This is a genomic window from Streptomyces sp. NPDC058632 (assembly GCF_042717095.1).
Lineage (GTDB): Bacteria > Actinomycetota > Actinomycetes > Streptomycetales > Streptomycetaceae > Streptomyces.
The window spans coordinates 1-15,367 of the sequence record NZ_JBHXQZ010000019.1; the positions used below are offsets into that span (position 1 = coordinate 1).

At 68.9% G+C, this 15,367-nt stretch carries 14 protein-coding genes and 2 pseudogenes; 9 read left to right on the forward strand and 7 right to left on the reverse strand.

Annotated features, from left to right (window positions below; translation table 11 throughout):
* Positions 1–1,202: 1,202 nt before the first annotated feature.
* The 4 genes and pseudogenes from ACFWVE_RS10075 to ACFWVE_RS10090 all read right to left on the reverse strand — a co-directional run bounded on the left by ACFWVE_RS10075 (position 1,203) and on the right by ACFWVE_RS10090 (position 3,007).
* On the reverse strand, positions 1,203–1,535 hold the full coding sequence (locus ACFWVE_RS10075; protein ID WP_384010216.1) for a beta/gamma crystallin domain-containing protein: 333 nt from the start codon (positions 1,533–1,535) through the stop codon (positions 1,203–1,205).
* Positions 1,536–1,966: 431 nt separating this feature from the next.
* Complete coding sequence (locus tag ACFWVE_RS10080) at positions 1,967–2,173, reverse strand: histidine kinase (protein WP_384010219.1); 207 nt, start codon at positions 2,171–2,173, stop codon at positions 1,967–1,969.
* 243 nt (positions 2,174–2,416) lie between these two features.
* Positions 2,417–2,536: pseudogene (locus tag ACFWVE_RS10085) on the reverse strand (IS5/IS1182 family transposase); the annotation flags it as partial.
* 111 nt (positions 2,537–2,647) lie between these two features.
* Complete coding sequence (locus tag ACFWVE_RS10090) at positions 2,648–3,007, reverse strand: flavin reductase family protein (RefSeq protein ID WP_384010222.1); 360 nt, start codon at positions 3,005–3,007, stop codon at positions 2,648–2,650.
* A 218-nt stretch (positions 3,008–3,225) separates the two neighbouring features.
* Here ACFWVE_RS10090 and ACFWVE_RS10095 point away from each other — a divergent pair, with 218 nt between their 5' ends.
* The 4 genes from ACFWVE_RS10095 (at position 3,226) to ACFWVE_RS10110 (ending at position 5,494) form a co-directional block, all read left to right on the forward strand.
* Positions 3,226–3,546 (forward strand): hypothetical protein, encoded by a 321-nt coding sequence (locus ACFWVE_RS10095; RefSeq protein WP_384010224.1) that lies wholly within the window; start codon positions 3,226–3,228, stop codon positions 3,544–3,546.
* 109 nt (positions 3,547–3,655) lie between these two features.
* Positions 3,656–3,880 carry a helix-turn-helix domain-containing protein gene (locus tag ACFWVE_RS10100; RefSeq protein WP_384010277.1) on the forward strand — a complete coding sequence of 75 codons (225 nt, stop codon included), beginning with the start codon at positions 3,656–3,658 and terminating at the stop codon, positions 3,878–3,880.
* Between the two features lie 475 nt (positions 3,881–4,355).
* The gene (locus ACFWVE_RS10105) at positions 4,356–4,769 is read left to right on the forward strand and encodes a metallophosphoesterase (protein ID WP_384010227.1); all 414 of its coding nucleotides are present in this window, start codon (positions 4,356–4,358) and stop codon (positions 4,767–4,769) included.
* A 23-nt stretch (positions 4,770–4,792) separates the two neighbouring features.
* Positions 4,793–5,494, forward strand: a complete 702-nt coding sequence (locus tag ACFWVE_RS10110; protein WP_384010281.1) for a 4'-phosphopantetheinyl transferase — start codon at positions 4,793–4,795, stop codon at positions 5,492–5,494.
* A gap of 43 nt (positions 5,495–5,537) precedes the next feature.
* Here the strand turns inward: ACFWVE_RS10110 and ACFWVE_RS10115 are convergent, their stop codons facing one another.
* Both ACFWVE_RS10115 and ACFWVE_RS10120 read right to left on the reverse strand, forming a co-directional pair.
* Positions 5,538–6,887 carry an amidase gene (locus ACFWVE_RS10115; protein WP_384010229.1) on the reverse strand — a complete coding sequence of 450 codons (1,350 nt, stop codon included), beginning with the start codon at positions 6,885–6,887 and terminating at the stop codon, positions 5,538–5,540.
* 102 nt (positions 6,888–6,989) lie between these two features.
* Positions 6,990–7,736 (reverse strand): thioesterase II family protein, encoded by a 747-nt coding sequence (locus tag ACFWVE_RS10120; protein WP_384010232.1) that lies wholly within the window; start codon positions 7,734–7,736, stop codon positions 6,990–6,992.
* Positions 7,737–8,334: 598 nt separating this feature from the next.
* Here ACFWVE_RS10120 and ACFWVE_RS10125 point away from each other — a divergent pair.
* From ACFWVE_RS10125 to ACFWVE_RS10135, 3 genes are read left to right on the forward strand one after another with little or no spacing between them, the layout of a single operon-like run.
* Entirely contained in the window at positions 8,335–9,138 is an 804-nt protein-coding gene (locus ACFWVE_RS10125; protein WP_384010234.1) for an alpha/beta fold hydrolase, read from the forward strand.
* Complete coding sequence (locus ACFWVE_RS10130; RefSeq protein WP_384010237.1) at positions 9,138–10,409, forward strand: PP2C family protein-serine/threonine phosphatase; 1,272 nt, start codon at positions 9,138–9,140, stop codon at positions 10,407–10,409. The genes ACFWVE_RS10125 and ACFWVE_RS10130 overlap by 1 nt, the downstream gene beginning before the upstream one ends.
* Positions 10,406–10,744 carry an STAS domain-containing protein gene (locus ACFWVE_RS10135; protein ID WP_384010238.1) on the forward strand — a complete coding sequence of 113 codons (339 nt, stop codon included), beginning with the start codon at positions 10,406–10,408 and terminating at the stop codon, positions 10,742–10,744. The genes ACFWVE_RS10130 and ACFWVE_RS10135 overlap by 4 nt, the downstream gene beginning before the upstream one ends.
* Before the next feature lie 249 nt (positions 10,745–10,993).
* Here the strand turns inward: ACFWVE_RS10135 and ACFWVE_RS10140 are convergent, their stop codons facing one another.
* Positions 10,994–11,200, reverse strand: a complete 207-nt coding sequence (locus ACFWVE_RS10140) for a hypothetical protein (protein ID WP_384010241.1) — start codon at positions 11,198–11,200, stop codon at positions 10,994–10,996.
* 830 nt (positions 11,201–12,030) lie between these two features.
* Here ACFWVE_RS10140 and ACFWVE_RS10145 point away from each other — a divergent pair.
* Both ACFWVE_RS10145 and ACFWVE_RS10150 read left to right on the forward strand, forming a co-directional pair.
* A complete protein-coding gene (locus ACFWVE_RS10145) occupies positions 12,031–13,179 on the forward strand; it encodes a cytochrome P450 (RefSeq protein WP_384010244.1) in 1,149 nt (382 codons plus the stop codon).
* 1,138 nt (positions 13,180–14,317) lie between these two features.
* Positions 14,318–15,094 (forward strand): annotated as a pseudogene (locus ACFWVE_RS10150) (GNAT family N-acetyltransferase); the annotation flags it as partial.
* Positions 15,095–15,367: the final 273 nt, after the last annotated feature.

Consider the following 15,367-nt stretch of genomic DNA (forward strand, 5'->3'; position numbering starts at 1 on the left):
GCGAACGCCCCGTGCTCCGGCACGATCGTCGGCCGCTCCTGGTGACGGGGGCCGCGCCGGCCTCGCCGGGAAGGGTGACGGCCGCGACGGACAGGTCCACGGCCGTAGTGACACCGAGCAGTGCGGGCCGACGGCTCGGACGGGCCGGGCGGGTGATGTGCATCGTGAACGTCCTTTTCCTTGGATGTTGGCCCTGAGCGGGTTGGACTGACACAGCCGGCGAGGTGCCATCGAGAAAAACAGTAGGCATTTTGATCGCATATAATTAAAATATTTCAAACCGATATGTCGCCTGATGGGGAGACCGGTCCACGTGTTGAGGCCGGCACAGGGTGTCAGAACATCGCTCCGATCCGGCTGTCGGAGTGACGGCGTCTTCTTCATGCCCTACGTTCCAAGGACAGGTCCGGTTCACCTGCGTTGCCCGGACGATGCTCTGCGACCAACCATGTGCCGAGGCAGCTGAAGCTTGGCTTCGGCGAGGTCCACCGCAGCTCAGTGGCTCAGACCGGAGGTGGCCCGGGCTTCGTGCTGCCGCTTGAGCTTGTGGATTCGGCCGCACAGAAGTAGTCGTTGGTGTTTCGACGGACGATTTTCACGAGCATCGCGCCGTCGTCACCGTTCTTCGGGGCATGCCCCCACCCGTCGTCTCGCAGGCGGTGACCGGCCTGGCCGAGGTTGTCATGGCAGACCGGGAAGAGAGTGATCCTGGGCGTCACCGATTCATGATTCGACACCGGCGGAACGCCGGGACAGTGTGGGTGCAAGAGCGCTTCCTCAGAAGGCTCGGCGGAGGATCCGTCGTAGGGACCGCGCGCCGTGATCCCCACATGTGCGCCCCTCTCCTGCGGACGTCCGGAACAACGCGATGGTTCGCCTCGCAACCTTGTGCCTCGTGCCTCGTGCAGCGGACTACCGACGGGCTTTCGGCAGAGGGAATCGACTGCCTCGCTCCTCCCCGGACCCGTGGTCGGCGTGCCGGGGCCTCCGACCCAGGAGCCGTCGCCTCCTGACCCTCGGAGCGCCGAATGAGCGTCACGGCCGATGAAGTGCGACTTCGCAAGGCCGGCTGTCACCGAGGGCACCGATGACGGCGTTGCGGGCCCTCGCCCGCGGCATCCGCACTGCGGGCGGGAGCAGGGAGCCACCCGTACACCGGGGCGGCGTGGCCCCGGTGTACGGCGTCTGTCCGACGTGGTGGGTCAGCGGATCTGCAGGATGTACAACGTCGAGTTGAGCCCCTCGACGTCGACGATGCTCGACCACTTGGGCAAGGTCCTCACCTCACCGCCCAGAATCATCTCGATGTTGTTGTTGCCGGACGTGATCCGCGAGACGTTGGGAAGCTGGGGGGCCATGACACCCGCGTTGGCAAAGCACGCGGTCTGGTTGCCGTTGTACCAGACCTTGACGAAGTCGGTCCTGTCCCCGCAGTTGGTCTGGTTGGTCGCGGAAGCCGTGGAGACAGGTACGAGGGCTGTCATGACCCCCGCCGCCACTGCGGTGAGCGCGATGCGCGAAATGAAGCGCTTCATGGGTGCAATTTTCCTTCCGTGATGGTGCGGTACTGCGGAGCAGCACGGTGCATGGCCGACATCCGCCCTCGCTGTTCGCGCGGGGACAGCCGGGTGATTCATGAGGTGAACGGGTGATCGACCGGTCTGCGGCCGGCCGTTGCGCCCCGAGGCGGCGAGACAAGGAGTCGTCGCCTGTCCCCGCCGACCGGACGCACACATGTCCGCTCGGTTCAACGTCGCGCGAAGGTCTCCGGTTCACCGGGCAGGTGAAATCGGATGTGTCGAGCCGTCATCCCATGTCCCCTGGCCGCGTCCCGAGCCGAGGTCCGCGCCGTGCGCCGCCGACCCGGCCGGCGGCGCCGCGCTTGTGACCACGACCTCCGTGCAGGCGTCGCCGTACCGGCACTTCACGGTCGTGGCCGCACCGGGCGCGTGCCGCGCCACATTTGTCAGAGCCTCGCGCACGATGCCGTATGCGACGTCGGCGCCCTCACCGCACCGAGCGCCCGGGTGACCTCCCGGCCGGTCCCGGCAGCGAACCGAAGCACTTGGCCGATCAGTTCGGGACGACGGTTGCGTAGCCCGAGCGCCGCACCCGCTGTGACGACCACGGCCGTCAGATGGTGGGCGCTGACGTCGTGCAGTTCCCTTTCCATCCGGCGCCGTTCGACCGCAGGAAGCCGGTGTCATTCGATCCCGGCCCGCTTCAGCCGTTGTTCCGCAGCCCGTCGCGCGCCACGGGCCCGCCGCACCAGCTCATCGGGCCGGCGGACGGCGCCTGTCTCGAAGTGGTTTCCTGTCGAGCACTTCGGCATGCATGATCCGGCCGTCCACGACGCCCGGGATGGGCATGCCTTCGGCGAGCGACGCGAGTTCGAAGAGTCCCTTGCAGCAGCGCTGGGGCCGAGTCGGCGGTAGCCGGTCGGTGAGGACACGGCGCGTTCGACGACCCGTCGTCGAAGGCCGAGCCGCTCGCCGGACTCGGCCCCCCTGCGGGCGATGTGGACCCCGATGCGCTTGCATCAGGGTCATCGCCGCAGACGAGGGATGCCGTACGCCTCATCTGCGCCGTGGGTTGGAATCGGCCGCGTGGGATTCGTTTCCCATGAGGAGATGGAACAGCATCGGCTTCAGCGCCTGACTGCCCGGACACGAGCGGAGTACTGCGTCTCGATCGTGCAGCCGACCGCGTCCGTCAGTTCGGGTCCGCACGGACCGACCGTCCACTCCAGCCCGGCGAAGCGGTCCTCGCCACGTCGCGCCGCGAAGCGAGTGCTCAGCTCGCCATGATGACTCGCGAGGATGTTCGCACAGAAGCCCCCGGCCTCGCGCAACCGCGGCCACGCAGTGGAACGACGGTTCACGCAGAACAGCACCAAGGACGGTGCCAGGGAGACCGAGGTGAAGGAGTCGCAGGTCATGCCGATCGGCTTGCCGTCCTGTCCGACCGCGGTGATCACCGTGATGCCAGTGGGGAGGTGACTCACCACTCGGCGGAACGTCGCGGAATCGAACGAGCTGTTCACAAGGCTCCCAGTCAAGGCTCGGGTGCCTCCCATTGACCCCGACCGGGGCTCCGTGCTGTTTGGTTCCTCTTCCTGTAACTGCGACCCACCTTTGGTACCGCAGCGCAAGCGTCGGCTGCCGGTCATCCGGTTCATTGGTGTCCCTGACCTGACAACTCCGCCGTTCAACCAGGAGCCGATCCGTGGAAATCGACTCCGCTTACCAGCACATGTACCTCGCTGCCGACCGGCTCGACGCCGTACCGGACGGCGTGCGGCTCGGCTATGAGGAGTGTGCCCGCATCCGCCGGCACATGGTCTCCGCACTGGAGCAGGCCCGCACCGGCGTGCACAAGCTGCTCGACCTCGGCGGTGCGGGCGGCTTCGCCGAAGCGAATCCGCTGCAGCGGTACTGGCGTGACCTGGAGATCGGCAGTCGGCACGCGATGATGAACCCGCTGGTCGCCTATGAGGACTACAGCCGGGCGCTGTTCGCCGAGGGCCCGGTATCGGTCGTGCTCTGACCCGGCCCCACCGAGCTGAAGGACCCGTCCGGAACATCCGGACGGGTCCTTCAGTCGCCGTAGCTCCCGGCACCGTCCGGTACGGACCGGATGCGATGCCCTGGGAGACCTGGGGGCCGACAGCGACTCCGCCGCCGTCCTACGCGACACCGTCCGTTGTTACCTGGACTCGGAGCGCAGCGTGTCCATGGTGGCCAGGACGATGCACATCGCCAAGAACACCGTGCTCCACCGGGTACGCAAGGCCGAAAAGCTGCGGGGGCGGCCGCTCAGCGAGGACCGACTGCGCCTGCACGCGGCCCTGCATCTGGCCAAGACGCTGTCGCCGATGTAGTCCGGTAGCGGAAGGCCGACGGGACGACCGTCCACCGCGCCGGCGCGGCGTGTGTGCCGCGACGCTCGCGCTGTCGTCCTGCGTGGACAGCCGCACGGACCCTCTACCGCCACCCGTCGACGCCCGACCTGGACGGCCATCTTCTGGACCTCTCCTCGGCCGGCGCAGACGATGACGCCGTCAAGCCGATCGACGAACCGAACTCAGGGCACTCCGGAGTCTCGATCAAACCCGGAGCGGTTCATCGGTGTAGCGGTGGCGGAGTGAGGGCAGGGCCGGGCCGGGCCACGCGCCCCGGGCCTCTGGGACCGGGGCACGTAGAGTGGTGCGATCGTGCCCCGTCCCGCATCGCGGGGCGGGGCGGCGCGCAGGGACAGGGCATGCGCAGAGGCAGCGTGCGCAGGGGACATGGGCGGGGAAGCGGTGTGTGTGAGGACGGGCAGCGCGGCCATCACGGTGCGGCGGGAGCGCTGAGATGAGTCTGTTCGCCATCAGCGACCTTCGTGTCCGCCAAGCCGGGAACCGCGACATCGTCGAAGGTCTGCGACCGGAGTCGGACGGTGACTGGCTGGTGGTCGCCGGAGACGTCGCGGAGATCTTCGACGACATCGTGCGGGCGCGCGGGACACCGAGCGATCGCTTCGCCAAGGTCGTCCGGACCCCCGGCAACCACGAACCGTGGTGCGGCGCCGAGGTCACGGCCGACTGGCGCGTGCGGTACCGCGCGACCACCGGCGTCTGCGGGCATCCGCGCGTTCCGTGCACGATCGGGTGCGACGGGGTGCCTCACCGCGAGGTGTCGCTCGGTTACCCGCGGGAGTGGCGCAGGCGGCCGGTCGCGCCCGCCGGGCTCTGCCGCACATTCCCCGGACCGGGGAGGCAGCAGTGACCGCCGCCATGGGCCGGCGCGGGCTGCTCACCCGGTTGCTCCCCGACGACGTGATGGTCAGTGAGCTGTTCACCGACCCACCGGACGTCGCACTGTTCCCGCAGGAGGCCGAGGTTGTGGCCGGCGCCGTCGAGGCACGACGGCGGGAGTTCGCGACCGTACGGCGGTGCGCGCGCATCGCGCTGGCCCGGCTCGGCGTGGCACCCGGGCCGATCCTGCCCGCCCGGGAAGGTCCGCCGTGGGCGCACCGCGCGCCGAAGTGGCCCGACGGCGTGGTCGGAAGCATGACGCACTGCGACGGATACCGCGCCGCGGCGGTGGCCCGGCGTTCGGCGGTCGCCTCGGTGGGCGTGGACGCCGAACCGAACGCCCCCGTGCCCGACGGCGTGGCGGAACTGGTGGTGCTGCCCGAGGAACGCGGCATCCTCGAACGGCTCGCCGCGGCCGAACCCGGGATCGCCTGGGACAGGCTGCTGTTCAGCGCCAAGGAGAGCGTCTACAAGGCTTGGTACCCGCTGACCGGCCGCTGGCTGGACTTCAGCGAGTGCGTGATCGAGCCCGACCCGGACCGGGGAACCTTCACAGGAACCCTCAAGGTCCCCGGCCCGGTCGTCTCCGGGGAGCGGATCGACCGCTTCGAGGGACGGTGGCACAGCTTGGCCGGTGAGGGCCCCGGCCACCTGGCCACCGCGGTCGTCGTCCGCGGGCGAGGTCCGCTCTCCTGACGCTGCGCTCCGGCTCCGACCCCTGACGGGGCGGTGCCGGGTGTCAGCCGACGTATGCCGGCGGCTGGCGGTCCTTCCACGGCACGGCCTGCTCCAACTGCGCGGCCACCTGGAGCAGAAGGTCCTCCCGGCCATGCGCCGCGACGAGCTGCACCCCGATGGGCAGACCCTCCACGCTCTGGCCGAGAGGCAGACTGACGGCCGGATTCCCCGACACGTTGAACGTGGCGGTGAACGGCCCGTGCGTGAAGATGCGGCTCAGCCAGGAGCGCACCGAATGGTGTGGATCGTCGTAGTTCAGGGTGCCGTGCGGAGCGGGCAGCCGGGCCAGCGTCGGCGTGACCAGCAGGTCGTACTCCTGGAAGAACCGGCCCACGGACCGGGTCACCCGGTGCTGGGCCTCCATCGCCTTCATGACGTCCAGCACAGTGAACGCTTCGGTCTCGGCGAGCACACGACGCGACACTGCTTCCAGTGACGAGGCGTCGGGCCGGCGGGGCGCGCCCCTCAGTACCGCGCCGCCTGTGGTGACGGCGGTGAGCATGGCGGCCTCGACGACCGCTTCGCCATCGACGTCCAACCCTGTCTCGGTCACCGTGTGGCCGATCCACTCCAGCACCTTGCCGACGGTCACCGTGGTCTCCGCCACCTGCGCGTCCACCGACCCGCCCGTCCACGCCGAGGTGGTGAGTGCCACCCGCAGCCGCCCCGGATCGGTACGGATGGCCTCGGCGTACGGGCGCACCGGCGGCGGCGCCTGGTACTTGTCGCCGATCGCGGGCGCGCAGACCGCGTCCAGCAGTTGCGCCGTGTCCCGCACGGTACGGGTCACCGCGAACTCCACAAGTTGCCCGAAGGCGACCTCACCGTTCAGCGGCCCGCAGGGGGTGCGCCCGAGACCCGGCTTGAGGCCGACGAGACCGCAGGAGGACGCCGGGACACGAATGGAGCCGCCCGCGTCGTTGGCGTGCGCCAGCGGTACCGCGCCCGCGGCGACGAGCGCGGCCGCGCCACCGCTCGACCCACCCACGCCGCGCTCGAGGTCCCAGGGATTGCGGGTGGGGCCGTAGCGCACCGACTCGGTCGCGAAGCTCAGCCCGAACTCCGGTGCGGTGCTCTGCCCGAGTGCCGCCAGACCCGCGGTACGGAACCGGGCCATCAGGTCGTGGTCGACCACCGCGTAGGCGCCGTCGATGCTGCGGCTGCCGAGTGTGAACGGCACCCCCTGGGCGAAGGGGCCGCTGTCCTTGATGACGAAGGGGACCCCGCCCAGCGGCCCGCCGGGCTCATGGGCCAGGGACGGGACGAACAACGGCCGGGTCAGCGCGTTGAGATCGGCGCCGGCCCGTTCCAGCGCAAGCCGTGCCGCCTGCTCCACCTCGGCCGCGCTCACCTCCCCGTCCCGGATCAGCTCCCGCAGGCCGACCGCGTCGAAGGACGCGTACTCGTGGAGTTCCAGTTGTCCCAGCTCCTTGCCCTCGTTGCCGACGCGTGGTCAGCGCCGCGTCGTCGCGGCCTCTATGTGCCTGGTGATCTCCCCCACGACGCTCTCCGCATGGGCACTGACGAAGAAGTGCCCGCCGGTGAAGACCCGGATGCGGAACGGGGCGACCGTGTGCTGCGCCCACGCCCTGGCCTCAGCCACGTCCACCAAGGGGTCGTCGTCGGCCGTCAAGGCGATGACCGGGCAGTTCAGCGGAGGCCCCGGTTCGTAGCGGTACGTTTCGACGGCACGGTAGTCGCTGCGCATGGCCGGCAGGACCATGCGCAGGATCGCCTCGTCGTCGAGCACCTCCGCGTCGGTGCCGCTCAGCCGCCGCAATTCCCTGATGAGCCCGTCGTCGTCGAGCAGATGGACCTGCTCGCCGCGATGGCGCGAGGGCGCCCTGCGCCCGGACGCGAACAGCCCCAGCGGCACGGTCCCCCGGGCTTCGAGCCGCCGCGCGACCTCGAAGGCTATCGTCGCTCCCATGCTGTGGCCGAACAGGGTCAGCGGCCGGTCCGCCCAGTGCACGAGCTCCTCGGTGATCCGGTCAGCCAGGGTCGGAATGTCGTCTACGTGCGGCTCGTACATGCGGTCCTGCCGGCCCGGGTACTGCACCGCCAGAACGTCGACGCCGGGGGACACCGCCCGGGAGACGGGGAAGTAGAACGTGGCCGACCCACCGGCGTGCGGGAAGCAGACCAGGCGGGTGTCTGCCTCCGGCGCCGGGTGGAACCGGCGGATCCAGCCGCTGCTCATGGGCGGTAGAGCCACAGTTCTTACCCTTCGTCGTACAAGCCCTTACTGGAGCAATGGCTACCCTAACCTCGCCGTTTCGCCCGGGTACGGCGGCTGTCGCGGCGGAAACGCGAAAGTGCCTTCCTGACCTGGGACGATGAACCTCGCTGAGGGGTTCTGTCGGTCCAGGCGGAGGGCACTTTCCACGAGACCGCCCTTGCCTCGCCGGCTTCTGCTCGCGCACAGGCCCGGGAAATCGCCTGGCTGCAGGCCGCCGAACACGGTGAGGGCACATCCGCAGTCCGCACCGCGGGGCGCTTGCTGCCCGGTCCGTTCCTGGACCTCGATGCCACGCTGATCGCATGCCGCTCCGAGAAAGCGCAGGCCGCCCCCACCTGCAGGGCGGATCCGGGGTCACCCGCTGCTGTGCCTCCTCGCCAACACCGGCGAGACGCTGTCCGGCGGGCTGCGGCCGGAAATAATACCGGCGCGGGTGTGCGTCCGGGACGGCCTCTCCCGGCCCGGACGCGCACACGCAGGTGATGGAGGCGCCGGGTGGGGTGTGGGGAGATACGACGCTGTGCCGGAGCAGCGAACGCGGCCTGAGAGAGTAGGGGGCATGGACATCGAGCGTAGGAACAACGTCACTGTGACCGGTAACCCGCAGGGGCCCACCGTGGTGCTGGCTCACGGGTTCGGCTGTGACCAGAACATGTGGCGGCTGACGATGCCTGCCCTGTTGGAGGACTACCGGGTGGTGTTGTTCGACTACGTGGGTTCGGGCCGTTCGGATCTGTCCGCGTTCTCGGAGCAGCGCTATTCCTCCCTGGGCGGTTACGCTCGGGACGTGGTGGAGGTGTGCGAAGCGCTCGACCTGCGCGATGCGGTCTTCGTGGGGCACTCGGTCAGCGCGATGATCGGAGTGCTCGCCGCAGGTATGGCTCCGGAGCGCATCGGGGCCCTGGTGATGGTCGCGCCGTCTCCGAGGTACATCGACGACGAGGGTTACCGGGGCGGGTTCAGCGCACAGGACATCGACGAACTGCTGGAGTCCCTGGAGTCGAACTACCTGGGCTGGTCGGCGGCGATGGCCCCCGTGATCATGGGGAACGCGGACCGGCCCGAGCTCGGTGACGAGCTGACGAACAGTTTCTGCGCCACCGACCCGGACATGGCACGTGTCTTCGCCCGAACCACGTTCCTGTCGGATTCGCGGGACGACCTGAAGGGCGTGACAGTGCCGACGCTGGTGCTGGAATGCACCCAGGACGTCATCGCGCCGCGCGAGGTCGGCGCGTTCGTCAACCGGGCGATCCCCGGCTCCACGCTGGTCACTCTCGATGCCACCGGGCACTGTCCGCATCTGTCCGCGCCCGAAGCCACCAACCAGGCGATCACCGACTTCCTGGCCGGCCTGCGGTGATGTGCCGCACCGAGCAGGAACCGGATGACGAGACGACATCGAATGCGATGTTCGCCTCGCTGTTGGAGGACAGCGTCGAGGAACTCTACGAGAGCGCACCCTGCGGATATCTGTCCACGTTGATGGACGGCACCATCGCGAAGATCAACACCACCCTGCTGAACTGGCTCGGCCTGGACCGGGAGACGGTGGTGGGCCGGATGCGGTTCACCGACCTGCTCACCGTGGGCGGCAAGCTGTACCACGAGACGCACTTCGCACCTCTGCTGCGGATGCGGGGCGAGATCGGCGGCATTGCCCTGGAGATCAAACAGGCCGACGGAGACCGGATACCCGTGCTGGTCTCCTCCGTCGTCAAGCAGAGCAGTACCGGTGAGCCGCTGCTGATCCGGGCGACGGTCTTCGACGCCAGGGACCGGCGCGCCTACGAGAAGGAACTCCTGCGGGCACGGAAAGCCGCCGAGGAAGCACGTGAACAGGCAGAGGCGGACCGCGCCCGGCTGCAGGACGCCCTGGCCGTGCTTCAGCAGTCGCTGCTGCCCGCCACCCTGCCCCGGGTACCCGGAGTGGAAACGGCCGCTCACTACCGCACCGCCTCGCCCGACCAGCTCGGCGGCGACTTCTACGACCTCTTCCCCGTCGACGGCCAACGCTTCGCCTTCTTCCTCGGCGACGTGTGCGGCAAGGGGCCCCAGGCAGCCGCGGTCACCTCGCTGACCCGCTACACCCTGCACGCCGCCGCGCTGCACGACCCGGACCCCGTATCCGCCCTGTCCACCCTCAACACCGTGCTCCACGAGCGCTACACCGGCGGCGATCCGCGCTACTGCACCGCCGTCTTCGGCATCCTCGAGCCCGACCCCGCGACCGGACGGACCACCGTCCGCCTCGCCTCGGGCGGCCACCCCCCGGCACTGATCCTGCGCGCCAACGGCACAGCCGACTTCCTGCCCACCCCCGGCGGTCTCCTCGTCGGCATTCTGCCCACCGCGCCCTTCACCACCGCCACCGCCACCCTCGCACCCGGCGACACCCTCCTGCTCTACACCGACGGCCTCACCGAAGCCCGCACCGGCCGGGACCGCACCACCCTGTACGGGGACAAGGCGCTGCGCGCCTTCAGCGCCGACCACGCCGGCCGGCCCCCGCACGCTGTCATCCAGGCGCTGACCGGCCTGCTGGACAGCTTCGGCGACGGCCTCGACGACGACACCGCCCTGCTCGCCCTCGGCGTCCCCGCCGGCGACCCCACGACGAAAACCACCGAATGAGCCAGCTGAAGATCACCGCCCGTAACGCCGCGACGGGTCCCGTACTGGAGATCATCGGCGAACTCGACCACACCACCGCCACCCAGTTGCGCGACCTGCTCACCACGCTCACCCTCCAGCCGGGCCAGCGCCTCATCCTGGACCTGTCCGGCATGGAGTTCTGCGACTCCAGCGGCATCACCGCCCTGATCGTCGCCCGCAACCACGCCCATGCAGCCCACGCGGACATCGCGCTCGCCGCCGTACCCGCACATACGCTGCGCGTCCTGCGTATCGTCGGCCTCGACCAGGTCTTCCGCCTCCACCCCGACAGCCACGCCGCCACCCAGCCCTGAACCTTCGCGGCCCGACGCCGGCATCGCGAACGCTCCGGGCAGAAGAAACACACGAGCACTGACGAGCGACCAGCCCAGCCCAAGAACCCCTGGTCGCCCGTTGGAGGATCCGGGCAGGGACGAGTACGCCCCCGGCCCCGCAGGCGATCCGAAGCATCGGCGCGACCCGTGCTGCGGCCACATCGAAAACGGCCGGCCACGAATGGGCTCAGGCGATCGGCCCCAGCACCAGCGCGACCGCAACAGTGATCACTGCGACAGCAGCACCGCCTCTCGAAGCCCGGACAGTCCCTCCTCGCCGCCCCGGTTCATGCCGGCGGACGTCTCCGGCCACGTGCTGTGCGACCTGTGCAGAGCCACGCACCACGGGCACAACAGCCCCGCGTCCTCCGGCCCGTACGCCTCCGGCAGCCGGGCATGGACCACGTCGCTTTCATCGGCGTCCCTGAGGCTCATGCCTGAGCAACGGCGTGCCAAGCGCAGGTGGTGTCCAGAAGGTCTGCTGTGATGATCTCGCTGTCGGGCTGTGACTCCGGCAGCGCGCGAGTGTCGGCTGCGCAGATGCCCGCCGGCTGCGTCACGGTCGGTGGTGGTGCGCGGTGTGCGGGCACGTCCGGACGGCCCGGGCCGTCCAGCGGCATCACGCAGGGCATCGGACGCCGTGCCGGTGTCCGGTGGGGAGCCGAACCGAAGTCTCGGGCCGGTCCGTATCGCTCCCTGGCCTCCGGGCACTCGACATGAGCAGTCCCACTGGACGCTGAACCTCAGGGACAGCCGGTGGCGTCGCTGCCTTTGGCCGGTTCCACCGGTTCACCCGGTTCCGCCGTGTGTGTAGCGTCATGGAGCAAAAGGTGGGCTCATGGCCGACCGAATTCATGTCAGTGGGCTGATCACACGCTGGGACGTGCGCTGGCGGGCCAAGAAGCCCGAGCCAGGCCGGACAGCGAAGATCACCGACCAGGAGGAGGACCACCATGACCTGGATCACCAGCGGCTTTCGGGCGCTCAGCGGCGAGATGCGCGCACGCCGGCACGGATACTTCGTCGGCTACGGGCAGCAGGACTGACGCCGGGCCGGGCCGGATAGCGCAGAGCACTGCGCAACAGGAGGACAACATACCGAGGGGCATTCAGGGGCATTCAGGTGCTCAGCGGTGAAATGCGCGCTCGCATCAGAGGGTAGGGCGACAGGTGCGGACGCAAAGCCTGAGCAGGCTCTCCGTGCGGAAGGGGGTGCGCAGCCGGTTCCGCGCATCCCTTCCCCTGTCAGATAGGCGGAGGACCTCGTGTTCTTGGACAGGCAGAGCCTATGGCACCACCTTCGGCGCTGGGAGAGCCTGGCGGCGGAGGCCGACGGCCCGTTCAGGCTCCGCTTCGGGACCCTCTTCGTCGCCGATGCGCACGCAGCCCGGGACGTGCTGGTCGATTCGGCTGACAAATACCTGTCGCAGTCCGGGTTCTTCCGCCTCGGACCTGAGCCTCTTTCCCAGACGCTCCGAGCCGAGGCGTCACGCGAGCTCACCAAGGTCCTGGCCCGTCACGATCTCCGCACGTCGTTCGACATCGACTCCGCCCTCCGCGAGGCGGGTGACAACCGCGGCCGCCTGCGGCACCAGGGCTGGGGAGTCCAAGTGGTCCGGCGGTACTTCGCGCCGGTGATAGCACACCGACGCCACAGTGAGATCAACTCACTCGTCGATGCCTACGTGACGTCGAGCATCATCGCCGACGACATCGTCGGTCACACGGTGAGACGCTCCCACCGCTCGGTACCCCGCATCCGGGCCGGGCTCGCCGAACAGCTGGGACGGCTGCCGGCACAGGACACCGACGCACAAGACCTCGTCGACGTGGTGCTGCGCCTCCACGGGGAACTGTCCCCGGCGGATCGCGCGCAGCTGCTGCAGCGACTCGTCCTCTCCACCGTCGGCTTCACCGGAGTAACCCTGGAATGGGTGGTGCTGCTCGGCGTTCAGCACGGGTACAACGGCCCAGCGGTACGACCGGAACACGTCCGCTCCCTGGTCAAGGAGGCTTTACGTCTCTATCCGACGGCGTGGCGTCTGGCCAGGGTGGCCGCCACTGATCACGAGATAGCCGGCGTTCCGGTGCACGAGGGCGAACACGTCCTGATCGGCACGCACGCGCTCCACCGGTCTGCGGCCGTGTGGGAAGACCCGCTCGGCTTCCGTCCCACGCGCTGGGAGAAACCGACCGACGACCAGAGACGGTCCTACCTTCCCTTCGGGAAGGGGGAGGGGATGTGCCCGGCGAACGGATTCGCGGTCAAAGCTCTGGAACACCTCGGCTGCCTCGCCCTTCGCAACTACCGGGGAGACGTACGGCTCCGGAGACGAAAGCCCCACGTCCGCACACTCCTGGCACCGCCGGCGGGCTGGACCCGCCTCACCAAGACATCACAGCCGCAGGACTGACCTCCGGTTCCTCATCACGCGCGGTGCGCCGGGAGCCCGCCTCCAAGGCGACCTGCTGGGTGATCCACTGCGGGCAGCAGGGCATGTGCCAGACCTCCCTGGGCAGTCCGACGCTGACGCAGATGTTGACCGGGTCGACCCGGGCCGGGGTACACGTTCCGCTCGGCCTTCGGTGTCTCGCTCATCGCGGTACTCCCCTTTTCCGCTGGGAAGGGCAGAGCCTGCCATGGTCGATCCCCCGGCTGACCGGAGCTTTCCGCAACACCGAGTCCGAGGCGGCAGCCATGTTCATGGCTCCGACAACACGGAGGGGTGCCGCCGGACCGGCCGATCACGGTACAGGGGCTCCTCGGACTGGCGGGGACAGGCACCCGGCGAACTCCCCGGCCCCCTGACCCGCCGACCACCGCAACGGCCTCGTTTCCCGCAACTGCTCAGCGTCGTCTGCCACCGGGCGCCACTGAGCTACTCGCCACTCCCGCCACCCCTCCTTCGCGGCATCACGCCTGGGCCGGGGCCGCCGCCTCCTGCGAGCTGCGCCGGCCGACTTGAGCTCTGACATCCGATATCGGGCGATGTGTCGAACTCGGCCGCACGGTTCGGTATCCGGCGGGCGCCGAGGTGGTCTTCGTCCGAGCGCGCGCTCCGCCCAGGGGTACGCGCGTCCGGCACGAAGGCCGTGAGGATGGGCCTTGGCCTGGTCAAGGCCCCGAGCGGGTCTGTCCCGCCCCTCGCGAGACCGCCGGTGCCACCGAGGGGCGAAATCAGGCCAGGCCCTCGGTGCGTGGCGGAAACGTGTCCAAGATCACGGGGAAATTTCAAGATCAATCCCAACTACCGGTTATGCTTGCTTTGTTCGCTTGTTCCTGCAAACCTCCCCTCAGTTCATGGCCGGGTTCCGTCGGAGTTCCGGCTCGTCACATCGGTGACAGAGGGCGTGGGGCGGGAAAGGTGAGCCGCCCGGCACTTGGCCTCGGGCCCGCTCGCGCGGATCAATCGGTACAGCCTTCAGGGGCGAGAAAGACGGTCGTTCGGCCACTGTGAAGTGCCGGGCGTGGGGGGCGGGTCGGACTCATTCATGCTCAAGAAACGCAATGGCGCCGTCCGTAGCGCTCGCCTCTCCGATATGCCTCGGCTCATGGAGCTGGAAAGCCTTTGCTGGTCCGAGGACCTTCGCATATCCGAACAGGTCATCAGGCAGCGCCTTTTCGCTCACCCCGTGGGGCAGTTCGTCGTCGAGTCCGAAGGTGTCGTCCGGGGGGTCGTCTACTCCCAGCGCATCGGCAATGCGGACGACTTGCTCTCCGTTCGATTCGATACGGCGGACCGGCTTCACCGCCCCGACGGCGCGGTCGCGCATGTGCTCTCGCTGAACATCGATCCCCGCGAGCAGGGCTCGGGATTCGGCGACATGCTGCTGGAACACCTGCTGACGTGGTGTCATGAGGCCGGGGGCACCGAGGTGGCGGTGGGAGTGACACGGTGCCGCGACTTCAAGCGGTATCCGGAGTTCGAATTGCATGAGTACATTCGGACGACGAACGAGCAAGGACGTTGTCTCGACACCGTATTGCGTATGCATCAGCTGCACGGGGCAGAGATTCGCTGCCTCATTCCAGGGTATCGCCCCGGTGATCTCGTCAATGGAGGAAACGGCGTCCTCGTGGCCTACGATCTCCCTCGCCGTCGGGAGCGAGTTCGGCAGCTTTCACCGGATGCCTCGGCACTGTCCGTCGATATCCCCGAAACCGGTCAACTGCACCGCGAGATGCTGGATTTCATCGACGAAATACTCGGTGGCTCCGACGGGTACGAGGGAATCGCGAACCCGCTGGAGAGCCCGCTTTTCGAGCTGGGACTCGATTCCGCAGGTCTGCTTGATCTCCAGGACAGGATAGAGACCCGGTTCGGCGTTCAGCTCGAACCACTCTTCTTCTTCGAGCACAACACCGGCGCACGGATCATTTCGTACCTCGACGGCCTCAGGGGAGAGGAATCGAGCCGCACGCCGGACATACCGCGGCCGATCCGAACCGGGCCGGTCGCCGAGCCCGAGGAACCCGGGAACCCCGCCGAGCCCCGTCACCCTGCCGGACCTGCCGCTCGTGCCGGGTCCGCCGACCGGGGCGGGCGCCCTGCCGGGGGCGAAGACGCCGACCGGGACAAGGCCGTGACTCGTCCCGCGGCC